21 protein-coding genes and 1 tRNA gene are annotated in these 20449 nt (G+C 63.9%); 10 read left to right on the top strand and 12 right to left on the bottom strand.

From position 1 onward, the window contains the following. The first annotated feature begins 108 nt into the window (after positions 1-108). Positions 109-537 carry a VOC family protein gene (locus AC3G2C_RS12770; RefSeq protein WP_488384990.1) on the top strand — a complete coding sequence of 143 codons (429 nt, stop codon included), beginning with the start codon at positions 109-111 and terminating at the stop codon, positions 535-537. A gap of 16 nt (positions 538-553) precedes the next feature. Here the strand turns inward: AC3G2C_RS12770 and AC3G2C_RS12765 are convergent, their stop codons facing one another. The 5 genes from AC3G2C_RS12765 to AC3G2C_RS12745 are packed head-to-tail and all read right to left on the bottom strand — an operon-like array spanning position 554 to position 4714. After that, positions 554-1153 (bottom strand): cytochrome c3 family protein, encoded by a 600-nt coding sequence (locus tag AC3G2C_RS12765; RefSeq protein WP_488384989.1) that lies wholly within the window; start codon positions 1151-1153, stop codon positions 554-556. Between the two features lie 2 nt (positions 1154-1155). Further along, the gene (locus AC3G2C_RS12760) at positions 1156-1731 is read right to left on the bottom strand and encodes a nitrate reductase cytochrome c-type subunit (protein WP_488384988.1); all 576 of its coding nucleotides are present in this window, start codon (positions 1729-1731) and stop codon (positions 1156-1158) included. A gap of 12 nt (positions 1732-1743) precedes the next feature. Next, entirely contained in the window at positions 1744-4239 is a 2496-nt protein-coding gene (gene napA / locus AC3G2C_RS12755) for a periplasmic nitrate reductase subunit alpha (protein WP_488384987.1), read from the bottom strand. Next, entirely contained in the window at positions 4236-4526 is a 291-nt protein-coding gene (locus AC3G2C_RS12750; protein WP_488384986.1) for a chaperone NapD, read from the bottom strand. Before AC3G2C_RS12750 ends, napA begins: the two co-directional genes overlap by 4 nt. Before the next feature lie 26 nt (positions 4527-4552). Beyond that, complete coding sequence (locus AC3G2C_RS12745; RefSeq protein ID WP_488384985.1) at positions 4553-4714, bottom strand: periplasmic nitrate reductase, NapE protein; 162 nt, start codon at positions 4712-4714, stop codon at positions 4553-4555. Positions 4715-4885: 171 nt separating this feature from the next. Here AC3G2C_RS12745 and AC3G2C_RS12740 point away from each other — a divergent pair, with 171 nt between their 5' ends. Further along, a complete protein-coding gene (locus AC3G2C_RS12740; RefSeq protein WP_488384984.1) occupies positions 4886-5377 on the top strand; it encodes a molybdopterin-dependent oxidoreductase in 492 nt (163 codons plus the stop codon). 222 nt (positions 5378-5599) lie between these two features. Here the strand turns inward: AC3G2C_RS12740 and AC3G2C_RS12735 are convergent. Continuing rightward, positions 5600-5684, bottom strand: a tRNA-Leu gene (locus AC3G2C_RS12735). Positions 5685-5829: 145 nt separating this feature from the next. Between AC3G2C_RS12735 and rnr the strand changes: the two genes are divergently transcribed. The 4 genes from rnr to sugE all read left to right on the top strand — a co-directional run bounded on the left by rnr (position 5830) and on the right by sugE (position 9910). Next, complete coding sequence (gene rnr, locus AC3G2C_RS12730) at positions 5830-8427, top strand: ribonuclease R (RefSeq protein WP_488384983.1); 2598 nt, start codon at positions 5830-5832, stop codon at positions 8425-8427. Continuing rightward, entirely contained in the window at positions 8424-9170 is a 747-nt protein-coding gene (gene rlmB / locus AC3G2C_RS12725) for a 23S rRNA (guanosine(2251)-2'-O)-methyltransferase RlmB (RefSeq protein WP_488384982.1), read from the top strand. The genes rnr and rlmB overlap by 4 nt, the downstream gene beginning before the upstream one ends. Further along, positions 9167-9457, top strand: coding sequence for a CBU_0592 family membrane protein (locus AC3G2C_RS12720; protein ID WP_488384981.1), 291 nt, complete (start codon positions 9167-9169; stop codon positions 9455-9457). The genes rlmB and AC3G2C_RS12720 overlap by 4 nt, the downstream gene beginning before the upstream one ends. Before the next feature lie 129 nt (positions 9458-9586). After that, entirely contained in the window at positions 9587-9910 is a 324-nt protein-coding gene (gene sugE / locus AC3G2C_RS12715) for a quaternary ammonium compound efflux SMR transporter SugE (protein ID WP_488384980.1), read from the top strand. A 66-nt stretch (positions 9911-9976) separates the two neighbouring features. On the opposite strand, the gene phoU is transcribed toward sugE, so the two are convergent. From phoU to rnt, 6 genes are all read right to left on the bottom strand, one after another. Beyond that, the gene (gene phoU / locus AC3G2C_RS12710; RefSeq protein ID WP_488384979.1) at positions 9977-10702 is read right to left on the bottom strand and encodes a phosphate signaling complex protein PhoU; all 726 of its coding nucleotides are present in this window, start codon (positions 10700-10702) and stop codon (positions 9977-9979) included. 94 nt (positions 10703-10796) lie between these two features. Then, positions 10797-11612: a phosphate ABC transporter ATP-binding protein PstB gene (gene pstB, locus AC3G2C_RS12705; protein WP_488384978.1), complete on the bottom strand. Its 816-nt coding sequence runs from the start codon at positions 11610-11612 to the stop codon at positions 10797-10799. Further along, a complete protein-coding gene (gene pstA / locus AC3G2C_RS12700; protein ID WP_488384977.1) occupies positions 11605-12480 on the bottom strand; it encodes a phosphate ABC transporter permease PstA in 876 nt (291 codons plus the stop codon). The genes pstB and pstA overlap by 8 nt, the downstream gene beginning before the upstream one ends. Further along, positions 12480-13499 carry a phosphate ABC transporter permease subunit PstC gene (gene pstC / locus AC3G2C_RS12695; protein WP_488384976.1) on the bottom strand — a complete coding sequence of 340 codons (1020 nt, stop codon included), beginning with the start codon at positions 13497-13499 and terminating at the stop codon, positions 12480-12482. The genes pstA and pstC overlap by 1 nt, the downstream gene beginning before the upstream one ends. Positions 13500-13690: 191 nt before the next feature. Next, positions 13691-14722: a phosphate ABC transporter substrate-binding protein PstS gene (gene pstS / locus AC3G2C_RS12690; RefSeq protein ID WP_488385194.1), complete on the bottom strand. Its 1032-nt coding sequence runs from the start codon at positions 14720-14722 to the stop codon at positions 13691-13693. 189 nt (positions 14723-14911) lie between these two features. Then, a complete protein-coding gene (gene rnt, locus AC3G2C_RS12685; protein WP_488384975.1) occupies positions 14912-15571 on the bottom strand; it encodes a ribonuclease T in 660 nt (219 codons plus the stop codon). A gap of 230 nt (positions 15572-15801) precedes the next feature. Here rnt and AC3G2C_RS12680 point away from each other — a divergent pair, with 230 nt between their 5' ends. The 4 genes from AC3G2C_RS12680 (at position 15802) to AC3G2C_RS12665 (ending at position 20408) form a co-directional block, all read left to right on the top strand. Further along, positions 15802-17424 (top strand): hypothetical protein, encoded by a 1623-nt coding sequence (locus tag AC3G2C_RS12680; RefSeq protein ID WP_488384974.1) that lies wholly within the window; start codon positions 15802-15804, stop codon positions 17422-17424. A 190-nt stretch (positions 17425-17614) separates the two neighbouring features. Continuing rightward, on the top strand, positions 17615-17983 hold the full coding sequence (locus AC3G2C_RS12675) for a hypothetical protein (protein WP_488384973.1): 369 nt from the start codon (positions 17615-17617) through the stop codon (positions 17981-17983). Positions 17984-18198: 215 nt separating this feature from the next. Continuing rightward, the gene (locus tag AC3G2C_RS12670) at positions 18199-18882 is read left to right on the top strand and encodes a carbonic anhydrase (RefSeq protein WP_488384972.1); all 684 of its coding nucleotides are present in this window, start codon (positions 18199-18201) and stop codon (positions 18880-18882) included. 14 nt (positions 18883-18896) lie between these two features. Beyond that, positions 18897-20408 carry a SulP family inorganic anion transporter gene (locus tag AC3G2C_RS12665; RefSeq protein WP_488385193.1) on the top strand — a complete coding sequence of 504 codons (1512 nt, stop codon included), beginning with the start codon at positions 18897-18899 and terminating at the stop codon, positions 20406-20408. The last annotated feature ends 41 nt before the right edge of the window (positions 20409-20449 follow it).

The following is a 20449-nucleotide window of genomic DNA, read 5'->3' as shown; positions in this document are numbered from 1 at the left end:
TAAGGCCGTTCGGGCGCGTTTGGCGCGCGGGAGGGTCGGGGCTTCAGGCGCGGTGCCGTAGGGGTCTCAATCGGCATAAGATCGGGGTTTCCGTTGCATCGTGCGCCCATGAACAAGCCTCCTTTCCAACTGGCCCGCATCGACCACGTGGTGCTGCGCGTACGCGACCTGCCGGCCATGCAGCATTTCTATGTGACCGTGTTGGGCTGCCGCGAAGAGCGGCGCCAGGACGAGCTTGGCCTGGTGCAACTGCGTGCCGGCGACTCCCTGATCGACCTGGTGTCGCTCGACGGCAAGCTGGGCCGCCATGGCGGCGCGGGTCCGGGGGAGGAGGGGCACAACATGGACCACCTGTGCCTGCAGGTGGAGGGCTACGACGAGGCGGCCATCGTGGCCCACCTCAAGGCCCACGGCGTACGGGTGGGTGAGATCGGCTCGCGCTATGGCGCCAAGGGCGAGGGGCCGTCGATCTATCTCTACGACCCCCAGGGCAACATGGTGGAGTTGAAGGGGCCGCCGGCCGCGTCTTCGCAGTGAGGCGGCGCGCAGCCCACTATCCCTGTGGAATGCCCGTCATGTCCGGCAGGTGATGGGCGATGCCCTTGTGGCAATCGATGCAGGTCTTCTCGCCGGTGCCCAGCCAGCGCTTGTGGATCTCCGCGGCGCGGGTGGCTTGGCGCGTGAGGTCCATGGACGCGTAGTTGTGGCAGTTGCGGCACTCCAGCGAATCGTTGGCCTTTAATCGCGCCCATTCGTGCTGGGCCAGTTCCAGGCGGTGGTCCAGGAACTTCTCGCGCGTGTCGATGGTGCCGAATACCTTGGCCCACACCTCCTTGGAGGCCTGCATCTTGCGCGCGATCTTGTCCGTCCATTGATGCGGCACGTGGCAATCGGGGCAGGTGGCGCGCACGCCGGAGCGGTTGCTGTAGTGGATGGTGGTTTTCAGCTCCTGGAACACGTTGTCGTGCATTTCGTGACAGCCGGTGCAGAAGGCCTCGCTATTGGTGGCCTCCAGCGCCGTGTTGAAGGCGCCCCAAAAGATCACGCCGGCAATAAAGCCGCCCAGGGTGAGAAAGCCCAGGCTGTAGTGCACGCTGGGGCGTCGCAGGGTTTGCCAGAACGCGATGGCCCACGTCTTGATGCGCGAGCCCATGGTCAGTTCGCCTTCTTCTCGGTCGAATCGGCCTGCTCGGACAGCACCGTGTCGATGTCCTTGAACTGGTTGGCGACCAGCGGCTTGGCATCGGTCTGCACCACGTGGCATTGGTTGCAGAAGTAGCGGCGTGGCGAGATGGTGGCGAGGAACTGGTCGTCGCGGTCCATGTAATGGGTCACGCTCACCGGCGGTGCCTGGAACTTGTCCGCATTGGCGCGGGCATGGCAGAGCAGGCAACGGTTGGAGTTCTTGTCGATCGGATAGTTGTCGATCGAATGAGGGATGGTCGGCGGCTGCATGGGATACGCGCGGTTGCGCTTGATGTCCGCGTTCTCCACGCGGGCCAGCAAGGGCGGCGTGGTTTCCTGATCGATGGGCGTGCCGCGGCGAATGGCGTCGATCTGGCCGCCAGCGGGCGGGGCCTCGCTGCTGGAGGATGGCGTCGGCGACGCGGGCGCGGTGGCGATGGCCTGCGGAGTTGCCGGTGGCGCGGATCGCCGACCCACGGCATAGCCAATGGCGGCGACCACCAGCACCACCAGCAAGGCGACGGCAATGAGCGGCTTGTCACGCATGGGCATGCCCTCTTAGACGGCCAGCACCTTGACGGCGCACTTCTTGTAGTCGGTCTGCTTGGAGATCGGATCGGTGGCGTCCAGCGTCACCTTGTTGATCAGCTGGCCGGCGTCGAACCACGGCACGAACACCACGCCGGGCGGCATGTGATTGCGGCCGCGCGTTTCGATGCGAGAGCGCATTTCGCCGCGTCGCGAAACGACCTTGACCGGGTCGCCGCGCTTGAGGCCGCGCGAGCGCGCATCGTCGGGGTTCATGAACACCACCGCTTCGGGGAAGCTGCGATACAACTCCGGCACGCGCATGGTCATCGAGCCGGAGTGCCAGTGTTCCAGTACGCGCCCCGTGACCAGCCACAGGTTGAACTCATCATCGGGTATCTCCGCCGGCGGCTCATACGGCAGGGCCCAAATCACCGCCCGGCCGTCGGGGTTGCCGTAGAACTGGAAGCCGCTGCCCGCCTTGACGTACGGGTCGCTGCCTTCGCGATAGCGCCAGCGCGTTTCCTTGCCGTCCACTACGGGCCAGCGCAGGCCGCGCGCCTGGTGATAGGCGTCGAACGGCGCCAGGTCGTGCCCATGGCCGCGACCGAACTCGGCATATTCCTCGAACAAGCCCTTCTGCACGTAGAAACCGAATGCCGCCGATTCGTCGTTGTCGTAGCCGGCTTCGATCTGGCTGGTGGGGAACTTGTCCACCTTGCCGTTGCGATACAGCACCTCGAACAGCGTCTTGCCCTTGAACTGCGGGTTGGCGGCCAGCGTCTCCGCAGGCCAGCATTCGTCCGTGGTGAAACGCTTGGAGAATTCCATCAGTTGCCACAGATCCGACCTGGCCTCGCCGGGCGCTTTCACCAACTGGTGCCAGAACTGCGTGCGCCGCTCGGCGTTGCCGTAGGCACCTTCCTTCTCCACCCACATGGCGGCCGGGAGAATCAGGTCCGCCGCCTGCGCGGTAACGGTGGGGTAGGCGTCGGACACCACGATGAAGTTGCGCGGGTCGCGATAGCCGGGGTAGGTCTCCTGCATCAGGTTCGCGCCGGCCTGCATGTTGTTGTTCACCTGCACCCAGTAGGCGTTGAGCACGCCATCGCGCAACTTGCGGTTCTGCTCCACCGCATGGAAGCCGGGTTTGGGCTGGATGATGCCGTGGGGAATCTTCCAGATGTCCTCGGCGTGCTCGCGGTGTGCCGGATTGGTCACCACCATGTCCGCCGGCAGACGATGGCTGAAGGTGCCTACCTCGCGGGCCGTGCCGCAGGCCGAGGGCTGGCCGGTGAGCGAGAACGGGCTGTTGCCGGGCGTGGCGATCTTTCCGGTCAGCAAGTGCAGGTTGTAGACCATGTTGTTGGCCCACACGCCGCGCGTGTGCTGGTTGAAGCCCATGGTCCAGAACGACACCACCTTGGTGTTCGGGTCGGCGTAGAGTTCGGCCAGCTTCTCCAGCCAGCCCTTCTCCACGCCGGTCATTTCCACCGCCTTTTCCAGCGTGTACGGCGCCACGAAGGCGGCGAACTGCTCGAAATCGATGGCGTCGCCGGCGTTGGGGTCCTTGGCGTTCTTGGCTTTCAGTTCCAGCGGGTTGTCCGGGCGCAGGCCATAGCCGATATCGGTGACACCGCGCTTGAAGCTGGTGTGCTGGGTGACGAAATCCTTGTTGACGCGGCCGCTCTTGATGATGTGGTTGGCGATGTAGTTGAGGATCACCAGATCCGTCTGCGGCGTGAACACGATCGGTATGTCGGCCAACTCGAAGCTGCGATGCTCGAAGGTGGAGAGCACGGCGACTTTCACGTTGGGGTTGGACAGCCGGCGATCCGTCACGCGCGTCCACAGAATGGGATGCATCTCGGCCATGTTCGAACCCCACAGCACAAACGCATCGGCCGCCTCAATGTCGTCGTAGCAGCCCATGGGTTCGTCCATGCCAAACGTGCGCATGAAGCCCATCACCGCCGAGGCCATGCAGTGGCGTGCGTTGGGGTCGAGGTTGTTGCTGCGAAAGCCTGCCTTGAACAGCTTGTTGGCGGCGTAACCTTCCCACACCGTCCACTGGCCCGAGCCAAACATGCCGACGGCTTCGGGTCCTTTTTCCTTGAGTACGCGCTTGAACTGGGCGGCCATCACGTCGAAGGCTTCGTCCCAGGAGACGGCCTCGAACTCGCCGTCTTTCGCGTAACTGCCGTTCTTCTTGCGCAGCATCGGCTGGGTCAGCCGGTCGGCGCCGTACATGATCTTGGAAAGGAAATAGCCCTTGACGCAGTTGATGCCACGATTGACCTCGGCGAGCTGGTCGCCGTGCGTGGCCACCACGCGCCCGTTCTTCACGGCCACATTGACGCCGCAGCCGGTGCCGCAGAAGCGGCAGGGCGCCTTGCTCCACTTGAGCTGGGTCAGATCGCCTTCCAGTAAGACGTTGCTGGCGTTCAAGGCGAGCGGCAAGCCGGCCACATTGGCAGCCAACGTCATTGCCGTATTGCGGATGAACTCGCGTCGCGTCATGGTCATGCGTGATTCCCTCCATGAGCCGGCAGGGGGCCGATGGGCTCATCCAGTTCCGCGGCCGATTCGGCGTGGTGATAGATCAGCAATACGTTGATGACGCCGGCCAGTTGCTCCAGCGCATCGATGTGTTCCATCAAGGCACGCTGGCCCTGCGTTTCGCACAGCAGCACCATGCGGTGCTCGCCGCGCGCGGCGATAGCCAGCGCCGGGCGATCGGCAACGAGCGCCACTAAGGCAGGCTCCGCCTCAGCCCGATGCATGACCACCAGGCTGGCAATGTGTTGTTCCATGGCGACCGCATGCTCCCCTGGCATGTTCAACCCCTCGGCGGACCGCTCACCAGCATTTGCCAGATCCACACGGCAAAGCCATAGCCGGCCACCAGCGTGATGGCGAGGATGGGAAACAGCGCCACGGTCAGCAGCAGGAACGCGTTCCGCTCGCTGCGCTTGCGATGAGCCTCCGGCGACGCGGCCATGATCCCCCCTGAAGATGGAGTCGGTCGAAGCTGGATATCGGTGGCAAGCTAGCACCGCCGAGGTGGGGCATGTGTCAATGCGAGCTGTCACCAGAGCTGGCTTCGGCTACCGTTATCGGGGGATGGCGCGGCAAAGCGTCAAGCGGGCGTGAAAATCATGGGAGGATGGCGATGCGGCAGGGTCTGGCTTCGATCATGTTCGTCGTGTTGATGGCATTGGCCTGGGCGGCTGGCGCAACGGATGCCGTGCGCGTGAGCGTGCCCGGCCAGCCCACATGGCAAGCCAGCCGACAAGGGCTATCCGCGCTGGCGCATACGGAGGTTTCCGCCAAGGCACACGACGAGGCGCCATCGACATGGCGTGGCGTGGCGTTAGTGGATGTACTCAAGCGAGCAGGCCTGCCGCTGGACAAGTTGCGCGGTCGCGCGCTGGCCCAGTACGTGCGGGTGACTGCCGCCGACCACTACCAGGTGGTCTTTGGCCTGGGTGAACTCGCCCCCTCGCTGGGTCATGCCAACGTGATGCTGGTGGACGAACGCGACGGCAAACCCTTGGGCGAGGATGGCCCATTCCGTCTATTGGTGCCCGGCGATACCCGCCCGGCACGCTGGGTGCGCAATGTCACTGCCATCGAAGTGGTGGACGGTGCAGCGGCGCCTTGAGCGCCAAGTTGTGCGAGCTGGCGAGGTGACTACGACCTCGAGGTTTTCTCGGAGGCGGGTGGCGATCTCGACGTCACCGCGTGTCTCACGGCGGCGCAATGTGCATGTCGTCAGCGCTCGCGTTGCGCGGGCTGCATCGATCGATCGTGGCCGAATCGACGTGTGCGATGAGCAAACTCCAGAAACAACAAAGCCCGCATCGCTGCGGGCTTCGTTTACAATTGGTGCCCAGGAGAGGACTCGAACCTCCACGGTTTTACCCGCTAGTACCTGAAACTAGTGCGTCTACCAATTCCGCCACCTGGGCAGGTGTCACGCGCTTAGTTAGCTGCGTGAGCCGCGTAATTTAGGGGTGTTGCGGGAGGTTGTCAACTATTCTTTCACTGATTTTTCATCGGATCGCCGCAGACGCGCTCCGCCACCCTCATAAGAACAAAATAAAAGGCAAGGAAGTGAGCAAAAAGAAAGAACCCCGTCAGAAGCGATCGGATACCGCGCGCGGCCCCAAGGCGCCGTCCAAGGCAGCCCCGCGCGCCAAGCGTTCCGCGCTCGACCCGTCGCTGGGCCGTGTCGGCACGGTGGCTGACCCTCAGGCCGAGCGCGAAGCACAGCGCTACGAACGCCCCATTCCCAGCCGCGAGGCCATCCTGGCCTTGCTTGAGGCGCGCGGCGAATTGCTGACCGAGGCGCGTATTGCCGAGGCGCTCTCGCTGCACGACGAATACGACCTCAGTGCACTGCGCAAGCGCCTGGGTGCCATGGTGCGCGATGGCCAGTTGCTGCTGGGGCGTCGCGGCGGCTATGCGCCGGCCAACAAGCTCGACCTGATTCCCGGCGTGGTGCTGGCCAATGCCGAAGGCTATGGTTTCCTGCGCCCGGACGATGGCGGCGACGATCTCTATCTGTCGCCGCAACAGATGCGCCCCGTGCTGCACGGCGACCGCGTGCTGGCCAGCGTGGTCGGCATCGACCGGCGTGGTCGCAAGCAGGGCGCCATCGTCGAGGTACTGCAACGCCGCTCGCCGCGCCTCGTGGGCCGCGTGGTGCAGGAAAACGGCGTGGTGCTGGTGGCGCCGGATGATCGCCGCCTGCACCAGGATGTGATGATCCTGCCCGGCCAGGACATGGGGGCGCGCTCGGGCCAGATCGTGGTGGTCGAGATCACCGACCCGCCCACGGCGCATCGTGGCCCCATGGGCGCGATTCGCGCGGTGCTGGGTGAGCGTCTGCAGCCGTCGTTGCTGGTGGAAATGGCCATCGCCAGCTACGACCTGCCGCACGAGTGGCCCGATACGGTCATGCGCGAAGCTGCCCAGGTGGAGCCGCAGGTCACCGCCGCCGAGCGGGAAGGGCGTGTGGATCTGCGAGCGCTGCCGCTGGTCACCATCGATGGCGCCGATGCGCGCGATTTCGACGATGCCGTTTTTGCCGAACCCAAGCGCGGGGGCGGTTATCGCCTGGTGGTGGCCATCGCGGACGTGTCGCATTACGTTCAAGTAGGCACCGTGCTCGACAAGGAAGCCCGCGAGCGCAGCACCTCCACCTATTTCCCCGGTTTCGTGGTGCCGATGCTGCCCGAGACGCTCTCCAACGGCATCTGCTCGCTTAATCCCAAGGTCGAGCGCCTATGCATGGTGTGCGATATGCACATCAATGCCGAAGGCGAGGTTACCCGCTCCAAGTTCTACGACGCGGTGATGCGCTCGCATGCACGCCTCACCTATGACCGCGTATGGCAGGCCATTGGCCTCAACGATGCCGATGCACGTCAGGAGCTGGCCGACGTACTGCCGCACGTTGAACATCTGCATGCGCTGTACAAGTTGATGGCCGCGCAACGCAAGCGTCGTGGTGCCATCGATTTCGAAACACCGGAAGTGAAGTTCCGCCTCGACCAGCGCGGCGAGGTGGAGGCCATGGGCGCCACCGAGCGCAACGACGCACACAAGCTGATCGAGGAGTGCATGATCGCCGCCAACGTGCAGGCGGCCTTGTTCCTGGAAAAGAAGGGCATTCCCGCGCTGTTCCGTGCGCACGAGCCGCCGCCGGCCGAAAAGTACGAAGACCTGCTGCAGTTCCTGCGTGAGTTCAAGCTGCGCATGCCGCCGGTAGAGCAGGTGACCCCGGCCGATTTCTCTAACGTGCTTCGCCAGGTGCAGGATCGCCCGGAGCGCGAGCTGATCCAGTCGGTATTGCTACGCGCGCAGAGCCTGGCGGCCTATCAGCCGGATAACCGCGGCCACTTTGGCCTGGCGCTGGAAGCCTACGCACATTTCACCTCGCCCATTCGCCGTTATCCGGACCTGCTGGTGCACCGTGCCATTCGCTACGCGATAGGTGGTGGCAAGCCCTCGGCCTATGCGTACAGTGCGGGGGAAATGGCCTCCATGGCGGTGCACTGCTCGCAGCGCGAGCGGCGCGCGGAAGAGGCCGAGCGTGATGTGGACGAGCGCTTCAAGTGCGCCTGGATGTCCAAGCATGTCGGCAGCGAGTTCGCCGGCACGGTGACGGGCGTTACATCGTTCGGCCTGTTCGTGGAGCTGGACGAGTCCAAGGTTTCCGGTTTGGTGCATATCAGCCAGTTGTCCAACGACTATTACCACTTCGATCCGGTGCGTCACCTTTTGAAGGGTGAGCGCAGTGGCGCCCAGTTCCGCTTGGGCGATCACGTGCATGTGCAGGTGCTGCGTGCCTCGCTGGAAGATCGCAAGATCGACTTCCGGCTCGTTTCGCCGCGCAAAGAGAAGGCCGAGGCGCCACCCCGTACCGAGCGCCGCTACGACTATGCTGCCGCTGGCGACCGCTATTCCCTGCCCAAGCGGGGCAAGGCGACGGCACCGGCGTCCGCGCGCGATAATGCCGCGCCGGCGGCGTCCCGCTCGTGGGGTGCGCCCAAGGACACGGTCGCGGAGCACAAGGGTGCCAAGCCCAAAGGTGTGTTCGGCAAGGTAAAGGCCGCTGCCAAGGGCAAGCTCAAGGCCGCCAAGGCCGCCGCCGTCAAGGCAACTTCCAAGGGCCGCAAGGCCGACAAGAACAAAGGTAAGCGATGAGCGAGAGCTGGATCGTCGGGATCAACCCGGTCGAAGGTGCATTGAGCAATGACGCTTCGCGCGTGCGCGAAGTGCTGGTGGAGAACGGGCAGCGCAACGCGCGCGTGCAGGAACTGGCCGCACGGGCCAAGGCCCTCAACATTCCGGTGCATCACCGTCCGCGCGAGCAGTTGGATCGCGTGGCCGGCGAGGCACGCCATCAAGGTGTGGTGGCGCGCTACGAGGCGCCGCCGATGGGTTCGGAGAACGATATTCCCGCACTACTGGAGGCCGCGGGCAGTGACGCATTGGTGCTCGTGCTCGATGGCGTCACCGATCCGCACAATCTCGGCGCCTGCCTGCGCAGCGCGGCCGCCGCGGGTGTCACGGCCGTGATCGTGCCGAAGGATCGCGCGGTCGGTTTGACGCCAGTGGTGCGCCGCGCCTCGGCCGGCGGTGCCGATCGCGTGCCCTTGATCGCCGCTACCAACTTGGCGCGCGCGCTGCGCACGCTCAAGGACGCGGGCGTGTGGATCACGGGCCTGGCCGGCGACACCGATTCCACCATCTACAACATCGATATGCGCGGGCCGGTGGCGCTGGTACTGGGAAGCGAAGGTGAGGGCATGCGCCGACTCACCCGCGAAACCTGCGATTTCGTCGCACAGATTCCCATGCCGGGCGCCATGGAGAGCCTCAACGTTTCCGTGGCCACTGGCATTGTGTTGTTCGAAGCATTGCGCCAAAGGAGTGAAAAGCGATGACCTTCATGTGGCATGACTGGGCCGGCTACATCGGCGTGGTGCTGGTGCTGTTGGCATTCCTGCTGTTGCAGGCGCATAAGTTGCACGGCAATGGCCTGGTCTATCAGCTGATGAACGTACTGGGCGCGCTGGGTGTGGCTTTGTCCTTGGTGTTCGGCGTGGCGCCGATGAATTGGCCGGCGTTCCTGATGCAGGTGGCATGGGTTGGCATTGGCATCTACGGCATCGTGCACTCCACGCGCGCGCGCCGCGAAGCGCGCGAGTTGGGCAGCAAGTTCACGCCTTGACGGGGCATTCAGCCTCGTCCGATACAATAGGCAGACTGGCCCTGCAACGGGGTTAGTCTGCGGGGACGACCCCGCATGCATGTTGGTACTGCGGGGACGACCCTGCTCTTCTTCCAGAGGAGTCGCGTGATGCCCTGGATCTATCTGATACTCGCCGGCCTGTTTGAAATCGTCTGGGCGGTCGGCCTGAAATACACCGAAGGCTTCAGTCGTTTGTGGCCCAGCGTCATCACCGTATCGGCCATGACGGCCAGCATCATCCTGTTGGCGATGGCGGTGAAGTCCCTGCCCATCGGCACGGCGTACGCCATCTGGACCGGCATTGGCGCGGTGGGTGCTGTCATTCTCGGCATCGTGCTGTTCGGTGACTCCGCCTCGCCGTTGCGCCTGGCCTGCGTGGGCTTGGTAATGCTGGGCATGATCGGCCTCAAGCTCACCAGCGGTACGGCCTGAAATCTCGGTCTTCCAACGACAAAGCCCCGGCATGCCGGGGCTTTGTCGTGAGCTATGTGCAGGCTGTCAGTCCTGCTTGTGACCTAGCTTGGTCAACTCCGGGTTGGAGGTGAAGTCGCGCTTGGCGCGCTGCGCGGTGAGCGGCTCACCGTTGACCTGATACCAGATGTTTTCGGCAATGTTGGTCGCGTGGTCGCCGATGCGCTCGATGTTTTTGGCCATGAACAGCAGGTGGGTGCATGGCGTGATGTTGCGCGGGTCTTCCATCATGTAGGTGAGCAACTGGCGGAAGTAGCCGGTATAGGCCTCGTCCAGTTCGGCGTCGTCCTTCCACACCTGATAGGCGCGCTCGGCGTCACGGTCGCGGTAAGCCACCAGTACGTCGCGCACTTCCTGCGCGGCCAGTTCGGCCAGGTAGCCGAGGCCGCTGGTGGGGGCAATGGGCGCCACCATCGAGAGCGGAATGGAGCGCTTGGCCACGTTGGCGGCGTAATCGCCGATGCGCTCGATATCGGCGGCGATACGCAGCGCCGCGAACACGTTGCGCAAGTCGCCGGCGATGGGCGCGCGCAGGGCAAGCAAGCGCACCACGTCGTGGCTGATTTCCTGCTCCAGCAGGTCGATGGCGTCGTCGTTGTTGACCACGTGCTGCGCAGCGCGCTCGTCACGGCGGTCGATCACGTCGATGGCCGCCTCCAGCTGGCTCACCGCGAGCTCGCCCATGCGGACGATTTCACCGGTGAGGCGGGTCAGCTCGTCGTCGTAGCTCTTGATGATGTGTTCTTTGCTCATGGATTTCTCGGGAATAGAGAATCGGGAATAGCCCATGGGGCGGTCGGCGGGCGTTTGACGATACCCGACACACCATTCCCCATGCCATGCCTGATCAGCCGAAACGACCGGTGATGTAGTCTTCGGTCTGCTTCTTGCCGGGCTTGGTGAAGATCTGCTCGGTACGGTCAAATTCGATCAGCTCGCCCAGGTACATGAAAGCGGTGAGGTCGGAGCAACGCGCCGCTTGCTGCATGTTGTGGGTGACGATGACGATGGTGTACTGGCTCTTGAGTTCTTCCACCAACTGTTCGATGCGGCCGGTAGCGATGGGGTCGAGTGCCGAGGTGGGTTCGTCGAGCAACAGCACCTCGGGCTTGAGGGCGATGCCACGGGCGATGCACAGGCGCTGCTGCTGGCCGCCGGAGAGGCCCAGCGCGCTCTGCTTGAGCTTGTCCTTCACCTCGTCCCACAGGGCGGCGCTGCGCAGCGCCTGCTCCACGCGAATTTCCATGTCGGCACGCGACAGCTTTTCGTGATGGCGAATGCCATAGGCCACGTTCTCGAAAATGGTCATCGGGAACGGCACCGGCTTCTGGAACACCATGCCGACCTTGCTGCGCAGGCGATTCATGGAATAGCTGGCGTCGAGGATGTTCTCGTCGTCGAGCACGATCTCGCCCTTGGCTTCCAGCTTGGGGTAGATCGCATAGATGCGGTTGAAGATGCGGAGCAGGGTGGACTTGCCACAGCCGGAGGGGCCGATGATGGCCGTGACCTTCTTCTCCGGGATATCCATGTTGATGCCTTTCAGCGCATGGAACCCGTTGTAGTAGAAGTGTAGGTCGCGCACCTTGAGCTTGGTGGGCGCGATCGGCGCAGGCGTGGCCGCGGACTGCGGGTGGATGCCAGCGGCGGCGGACTCAGTCATGGGACACCTTGTTGCGGGAAAGGACCAAACGGGACGACAGGCTCAGCAGCAGCACGAACATCGTGAGCACGAAAGCGCCGGCCCAGGCGATGGCATGCAAGGCCTCGCCCGGATCGTTGGCGTACTGGTAGATCATTTGCGGCAGGCTGGACATCTTGTCCGAGGGGTTGAACGTCATGTAGTTGTTGCCGAAGGCGGTGAACAGCAGCGGGGCGGTTTCACCGCTGATGCGCGCCAGCGCCAGCAATACGCCGGTGATGATGCCCGAGCGTGCGGCACGAATCAGAATCTGCGTGGTGAGCTTCCACTGCGGAATACCCAGAGAGAGCGCGGCCTCGCGCAGGGTGGAGGGCACCAGACGCAGCATTTCGTCGGAGGTGCGCACAATCACCGGCAGGGCGATGAGTGCCAGCGCCACGCCACCGGCCCAGCCGGAGAAGGTGGTGGAGCCGCTGGTCAATGATGTGGTGGGCAGCACCACGATGGTGTAGACGAACAGGCCCAGCACGATCGACGGCGCCGATAGAAGAATGTCATTGAGAAAGCGGATCGACTCGCCCAGCTTGGTGCCATTGGCATACTCGGCCAGCCAGGTGCCAGCCAGCACGCCGATCGGCGTGGCGATCAGGATGCCGATCAGGTTCACGATGAGGCTGCCGACCATGGCGTTGGCCAGGCCGCCGTCTTCGCCGTAGGCAGTGATCTTGGTGAACAGCTGCGGATGCAGCGCGCCGATGCCCTGGCGCAGCGTTTCCCACAGGATCCAGGCGAGAAACATCAGGCCGATCAGCGTGGCCAGCATGCTCATGCCCAGCGCAACCATGTTCTTGATGCGCCGACGGGTGTACAGGAAGCTGTTGGTGGCCATCAGCGACCCTCCTTATGCGCCATCTGGCGAAGCATCCAGCGCGCGATCAGCAAGACGAAGAAGGTCACCACGAACAGCAGGAAGGCCAGCGCCATCAAGGTGGACTTCTGCAGGCCGGCCGCTTCGCTGAACTGGTTGGCGATGGTGGAGGCGATGGAGGCGCCCGGGTCGAGGATGGAGGGCGAAAGCTTCATCGCGTTGCCCAGCACGAAGGTGACCGCCATGGTCTCGCCCAGCGCACGGCCCAGGCCAAGGAAGATGCCGCCGATCACCGCCGAGCGGGTGTAAGGCAGCACGATGTCCCATGCCACTTCCCACGTGCTGGACCCCAGCGCATAGGCCGATTCCTTCAGGCGCGACGGCACCGTCTGGAACACCTCGCGCATCACCGAGGAGATGAAGGGGATGATCATCACCGCCAGCACGATGCCGGCCGTGAGGATGCTGGCGCCGAACGGATAGTCGCTGCCGAACAGCTTGCCCACGAACGGAACGTGCTGGGCAACCCAGGACAGCTTGCCGTCGTCGGGCTTGTCGCCCAGGTAATTGGTCAGCCAGGGCTTGATGTGGTCGGCGAAGAAGGGGGCAAAGATGAAGAGGCCCCACATGCCGTAGATGATCGAGGGGATGCCGGCCAGCAGCTCGATGGCCGAGGCCACCGGCGTACGCAGCCAGGTCGGCGCCACCTCGGAAAGATACAGGGCGATGCCAAAGCTCACCGGCACGGCGATCAGCAGTGCAATGAGCGAGGTGGCGATGGTGCCGTAGACGGGTACCAGGGCGCCGTAGGTGTCCGAACCCGGGTCCCAGGCGTCGCTGACCAGGAAATGCCAGCCGAAGGTGCCGAATGCGTGGCGTCCACCCCATAGCGTGGCGCCGGCGGCGCCGAGCAGGCAGGCCAGCACCAGTAGGGCGCAGCCCTTGAGCAACCAGCCGAACAGGCGATCATGCCGCGCATCGCGGTGCGCGCGGGCTTCCTGGACCACGGTCGAGGCGACAGCGCCTACATTCGCTTGCATGTGCAGAGATTTCCTCAGCGGTCTGCCCCGGTCGGCCTGCGAGCCATGCCGGATCATTGGACGATGCGCCCGTTGGCGGCGCCTTTCAACAACAGGCCGCCCGAGGTGAGTCGGGCGGCCTATGCCGTGCGATCAAGCGTTCAAGGTAGGCCCCGCGCATTGCCGTTGCGTGACTGGCGGGGCGCTGCACCTTAGTGCTTGTATTCGGTGCTCCAGTAAGCCTCGATCTTCTTGACCAAGGTGTCCGGCAGCGCGACATAGTCGAGCGAGGCGGCGTCCTTCTGGCCGCTCTCCAGCGCCCACTTGAAGAATTCGAAGGCCACCTTGGTGTGCTCGGCGTTCTTCGGCTTCTTGTACATCACCACCCAGGTGGTGGCCGTGATCGGCCATGCCTGCGCACCGGAGGCGTTGGTCATGATCACGTTGAAGTCCTTGGCGCTGCCCCAGTCCGCGGTGGCAGCAGCGGCGGCGAAGGCCTCGGCGCTCGGCGCCACGACCTGGCCGGCGGCGTTCTTCAGGTTCACCCAGCTGATCTTGTTCTTCACGGCATAGGCGTATTCGACGTAGCCGATCGAACCGACGATCTGCTTGACGTACTGCGACACGCCCTCGTTGCCCTTGCCGCCCACGCCGGTCGGCCACTCCACGGCCGTGCCGAACTTCACCTTGGTCGCCCAGTCATTGCTGACCTTGGACAGGTAGTTGGTGAAGTTGAACGAGGTGCCCGAACCATCGGAGCGGTGCACGACGGTGATCTTCTTGGCCGGCAGGTTCACGCCAGCGTTCATCGCGGCGATCTTGGGGTCGTTCCACATGGTGATCTTGCCGAGAAAGATGTCGGCGAGGGTGGCGCCGTCCAGCTTGACCTGGCCGGCTTCGATGCCCGGGATATTCACCACCGGCACGATACCGCCCACCACTACCGGGAACTGGCCCAGGCCGTACTGGGCCAGGTCTTCAGCCTTCACCGGTGCGTCGGTGGCGCCGAAATCGATGGTGCCTTCCTTGATCTGCGCCACGCCGGCGCCCGAGCCGACGGACTGGTAGTTGAGCTTGTTGCCGGTCTTCTCGGCGTAGTTCGCCGACCACTTGGAGAGCACCGGATAGACGAAGCTCGAACCGGCACCAGTGATGTCGGTGGCGTGCGCCGACATGCCGAACAGCGAGGCCGCCGCGAACACCGCCGTGGTGCCGATGCGGGACAGATACTTGGTTGAGGTCAACACGGTTGCTCCTTAGCGAATAAGGGTCTCGGGGGATTCCCGCCCGTCGCTATTTCATGCGTGGCGTGTTGCAATGAAATGAGTTCAATGTTTCAGCCATATGACAGTTAGCGCGCGACTGTCATATCTCGCTGATAAAAAACACATTAAGGCCGCCGTTGCAGCCTGGGGTTCCGGACGTTCCGGCCCTTACGTCGATTCAACGCCGATCTGGTCGCGCTCGAAAACCTCCAGCCGGCGCCAGCGATTGACGATGGTGCAGAACAGCTCGGCGGTGCGCTCCGCATCATAAATGGCCGAATGTGCTTCCCGCGTGTCGAAGGGGATGCCGGCCGCCTGCACGGCCTTGCTCAGCACGGTTTGCCCGAACGCGAGGCCGCTCAAGGTGGCCGTGTCGAAGCAACTGAATGGGTGGAAGGGGTTGCGCTTGTGGCCGCAGCGGCGCACGGCGGCGTTGAGGAACCCCAGGTCGAACGCGGCGTTGTGACCCACCAGGATGGCGCGCTGGCAATCCATGTCGCGCATGGCCTCGCGGATGGGCTTGAACACATGGTCCAGCGCCAGGCGCTCGTCGAGGGCGCCGCGTAGCGGGTTGTCCGGGTCGATGCCGGTCACTTCCAGGGCGCGGGGGTCGATATTGGCGCCGGGGAAGGGCTCCACGTGGGCCGCCACGGCGGGCATGGGCTGCAGATAGCCCTCCGGCGTCATGTGCAGCACGACGGCGGCAATTTCCAGCAGGGCGTCGCGTTCGGCGTCGAATCCGCCGGTTTCCACATCCACGATCACTGGCAGAAAGCCACGGAATCGCTCGACCATGCGGTCGGCCATGCTGTTGCAGAGGTTATCCATAGATAAAGCATATCAGCCGGCGCCTACCTGCCGCGCGCCTCCCGGCCTGCCGCCTGGTATGTCGTTTTGGGGACGTGCGTGGGCGAATGTCTTCGTTCTGTCACATAACGGGCACATAACGGTAAACGCGCAAGCCCATTCTGCGCACCGATCGTGCTTGGGCAGCCAGAGATCGAAGGGGATCAAAGGGGGCGGCTCAGGCGAATCCTACCTACATGCGGAGAATTTCCATGCGTTCCAAGATGCTCGCGGTAGCCGTTGCTGCCGCATTGGGCGTTACCAGCTTCCATGTCGTCGCCGATCCGGCGCCGGCCAAGTCGACCACGAAGACCAGCACCTCTCAGTCTTCGCAGGCCGCTGAAATCGAAGCGCTGAAGGCCCAGTTGCAGGCCCTGCAGGCGAAGATGGTGGAACTGGAGCAGCGCACGGATGCGCAGTCTGACATCAACGTTTCCACCGGCCAGGCCGTGGAGCAGGTGCAGAAGCAGGTCGCCGCGACCGACGCCACCGTCAAGAAGTCGCAGGACAAGATCGCCTACAAGGGCGTGAACATCACGCTGGGCGGCTTCCTCGCGGCTGAAACGATCTACCGCTCGCATCAGGAAGGCGCCGACATCGCCTCCAACTACAGCGCCATCCCGTTCAAGAACGTGCAGACCGCCCACATGAGCGAGTTCCGCATGAGCGCCCGTCAGAGCCGCCTGTCGGCCCTGGCCCAGGGTGACGTGGATCCGAACACCCACTTGGCCGGCTACATCGAAATGGACTTCCTGGGCGGCGCCCAGACCGCGAACTCGAACGAGAGCAACTCGTTCAACCCGCGCATGCGCAACGTTTACCTGACCTCCGATTGGGACAATCAGGGCCTGCACCTGCTGGCCGGTCAGAACTGGTCGCTGCTCACGCTCAACAGCAAGGGCATCACCCCGCGCACCGAGCTGACTCCGCCGCAGATCGACGCACAGTACATCCCGGGCTTCAGCTGGGCCCGTCAGGCACAGATTCGCCTGGTCAAGGATTGGGACAAGAAGTACTGGCTGGGTATCTCGATCGAGAACCCGCAGACCACGTTCTACACCAGCCCGAACCAGTCCAAGGCGCCGGTTCAGCAGCAGGCGTACAACATCACCGCTGGCTCGGGCTTCGACTCGGCCAATACGCTGTCGCTCAACCACATCCCCGATGTGGTGGTGAAGTTCGCGGCTGATCCGGGCTACGGCCATTACGAAGTGTTCGGCCTGGGCCGCGCCTTCTACAACCGCTACGGCAACGGCAACAACACCACCTGGGGTGGCGGTTGGGGCCTTGGCGTGGTGCTGCCGCTGATCGAGAAGACCCTCGACTGGCAGTTCTCCGGCATGTCGGGCAAGGGCATTGGCCGCTACGGCAGCGCCCAGCTCTCCGACGTGACCTTCAGCCCCTATGGCAGCCTGTCTCCCATCAAGGAGAACATGGTGCTGAGCGGCCTGACCTGGCACGCCAACTCCGATATCGACGTCTACCTGTTCGGCGGTCGCGAAGCGGCCAGCAAGAAGGACTTCAACTACGCCACGGCCGCCGGCAACGTTGCCCTGGGCTATGGCAACCCGGCCTACAACAACAGCGGCTGCGACATCGCCGGTGGCACCTGCGTGGGCAACGCCAAGGACATCTGGCAGGGCACGGCTGGCTTCTGGTGGAAGTTCTACCAGGGCAAGTTCGGTCGCATGCAGTTTGGCGCTCAGTACTCGCACACCGAGAAGGAAGCCTTCGCCGGTCAGGGCTTCGTCAACGGCGTGCTGGTCAACGGTGCCGCGTCGCCGAAGGCCAAGGAAGATATGTTCTTCACCTCTTTCCGCTACTACCCGTTCTAAGCGGCGGTACGGCTATCGCAAGGGAGTTCGACCCAAGGATGGAGGAACGGCGGGCTATGCCCGCCGTTTCCGTTTGTGCGCGATGCGAATCAAACGGAAGGCTAAACGTTTCCTGTATCAATGAGAACTAGCTGAAAAATATCGCCGTAAAGACTTGCGATTCAGGCTGCGTTTCCGATAGTTTGTCCCAATGACTTCGCGTCTTTCCCGCTTTCCCTTTGCCGTTGTACTGGCGTACGTGTTCAGCCTGCTGTTGCTGGTTGGCACGCCGGTGCGTCCGCTGCCGCTTGCGGCCGGGCAGAGCGATGCGCAGGCTGCGCACGTGGTATTGGCGAGCGATTTGCAGGCCGATGCCAACGACGATGCACCTGGCAAGTTGGTCGACGACACGCGCGAAGACAACAGCGGTAACGGTAGCGGCAACCTGGATGACATCATCCACTTGCCGGACTTTGTCCGCCTGTGGGCTCCCATGCCCACCCAGCGTCCCGGTGATGGTCCCTACGATGTGGGCCAGCACGATCCCGGCCGCCTGCTTCGTCCTCCCGAAGTCGTTTGATTCTCGTCGCTGAGGCGACTCGCGTCTGATCGCTTGCGCGTGCGCGTTGCACGCCAGGCTCCCGACGCACTCCGGTTCGTATTCGTCCGCCTGATATGCGCGTGTTGCGCATGAGTGGTCGCGTGCGCCTCGTTACCCCTTTTTCGTTCGATGCCGATCCATGGCGTGCTCGTTGTGCGCTGGCGTCGTGGTCCCGTATTGCCTGGAGTTTTCCCATGAAGCGTTTGATCGAAGGTTTCGAGCAGTTTCGCAATGATGTGTTTCCCGCCCAGCGCGAGCTGTTCAAGAAGCTGGCCAGCGGCCAAAGCCCCAGCACCATGTTCATTACGTGCGCCGACTCGCGCGTGATGCCGGAGATGATGTTCTCCTCGCAGCCCGGCGAGCTATTCGTCTACCGCAATATCGGCAACATCGTGCCGCCCTATGCGCAGCACGTCAGCGGCGTGGTGGCCGCCATCGAGTACGCGGTGAAAGTACTCAAGGTGCGTCACATCGTGATCTGCGGCCACTCCGACTGCGGCGCCATGAAGGCGCTGCAGCATCCGGAACTGGTGCAGGACATGCCCTCAGTGGCGGCGTGGATGAAGCACGCCGACGTGGCTCGCTACGTGGTGCAGCAGAACGGACCTGGCCTGCAGGGCCTGGTCGGTCTGCGCAGCCTGACGCAGGAGAACGTAGTGAGCCAGTTGGAAAACTTGCGCACCCTGCCTGCAGTGGCCGCCGCGCTTGCCAGTGGCCAGCTCAGCATTCACGGCTGGGTGTATGACATCGAGCATGCGGAACTGAAGGCGTTCGACCCGCAGCGGGGCTGCTTCGTACAGATCGAGCCGGGCACGGGCGACGTGCCCGAGGCCACGCCACATGCGCGTTTCTCCATGCCGACGGCGTCGGTGGCTTGAGGACTACCGACGTGTTGAAGAACTACTTCTCGCAAGGTCTATTCGGACGCGACTTGCTGGGGTCGATCGTGGTGTTCCTGGTGGCATTGCCCTTGTGCATGGGCATCGCCATCGCCTCAGGCATGCCACCGGCGGCAGGCCTGATCACCGGCATCATCGGTGGCATCGTGGTGGGCATGTTCGCCGGTTCGCCACTGCAGGTGAGTGGCCCGGCGGCCGGCCTTGCCGTGCTCGTGTTCGAATTGGTGCGTGAGCACGGCGTGGCGGCGTTGGGTCCGGTGGTTTTGCTGGCGGGCCTGATCCAGGTGCTGGCGGGCATGAGCAAGGTGGGCGTGTGGTTCCGCATGTGTTCGCCGGCCGTGGTGGCCGGCATGCTGTCGGGCATCGGCGTACTCATCGTCGCCTCACAGCTGCACGTGCTGATCGATGCGTTGCCCAAGGCGCGCGGCCTGGAGAATTTCGCCGCGCTTCCCGGCGCCGTGATTGATGCGGTGCAGGGCGAGGCCGGTAGCCTCGCGGCCATGGGCGTGGGTATCGCCACGATCGCCATCATGCTGGGTTGGGAAAAACTTCGTCCGGCCAAGCTGCGTTTTGTGCCGGGTGCATTGCTGGCCGTGGTTGCCGTCACAGCGTTCGTGCAGTTGATGGACCTGGGTGTGAAGAAGGTGGACGTACCCTCCAACCTGATGTCGGCCGTGACGCTGCCTACGTGGAGCAGCCTGTCGGGCCTGCTGGAGCCGTCGCTGCTGATCGCTGCGGTTACGTTCGCCTTCATCGCCAGTGCGGAGACCTTGCTGTCGGCGGCGGCGGTGGACCGCATGCACGACGGCGTGCGCACGCAGTACGACCGCGAGCTTACTGCGCAGGGCGTCGGCAACATGCTGTGCGGTTTTCTCGGCGCGCTGCCGATGACCGGCGTGATCGTGCGTAGTGCTGCCAATGTGCAGGCCGGCTCCGCCACGCGCATGGCCACTATTCTGCATGGTGCGTGGTTGCTGGTGTTCGCTTCGCTGTTGCCGTGGCTGATGCGCATGACGCCGGTGGCGTGCCTGGCCGGCATCCTGGTGTTCACTGGCGTGAAGATGGTGAACTTCAAGCAGGTGAAGGCGTTGGCGCAGTACGGCAAGGGCACCGCGTGGATCTACGTGGGTACCACTGCAGCCATCGTGGCGACGGATCTGCTAACGGGTGTGCTGGTGGGGTTTGCGCTGTCGCTGCTGCGACTTGCGCTGCACGCGGCGCGCCTGAAGGTGGGTCTGGAGAGTCACGATGAGCCGGGTACCGCGTCGCTGCGCCTGGAAGGTTCGGCCACCTTCCTGCGCGTGCCGTCGGTGGCGCGTACGCTGGAACGGGTGCCGCCCAATACCCGCCTGCAGTTGGTGGTGGATCGTCTCCATCACGTCGATCAGGCTTGTCTGGAGCTGCTGCGCGAATGGGGTCGCAACGCCTCGGCGCGCGGCTGCGAGCTGGTCGTGGACTGGCAACAGCTCAACCAGCGAGTCGAAGGCGTGCGACGGGCGGCATAGGGTCGCTCGTCATGAAAGAGTGCTGCGCGTACCCCCTTCCC

This window comes from Frateuria sp. sgz306004, from assembly GCF_057750885.1.
Note: the sequence above shows the minus strand (reverse complement) of the source record. Positions and strands in the feature narration are given on the sequence as shown.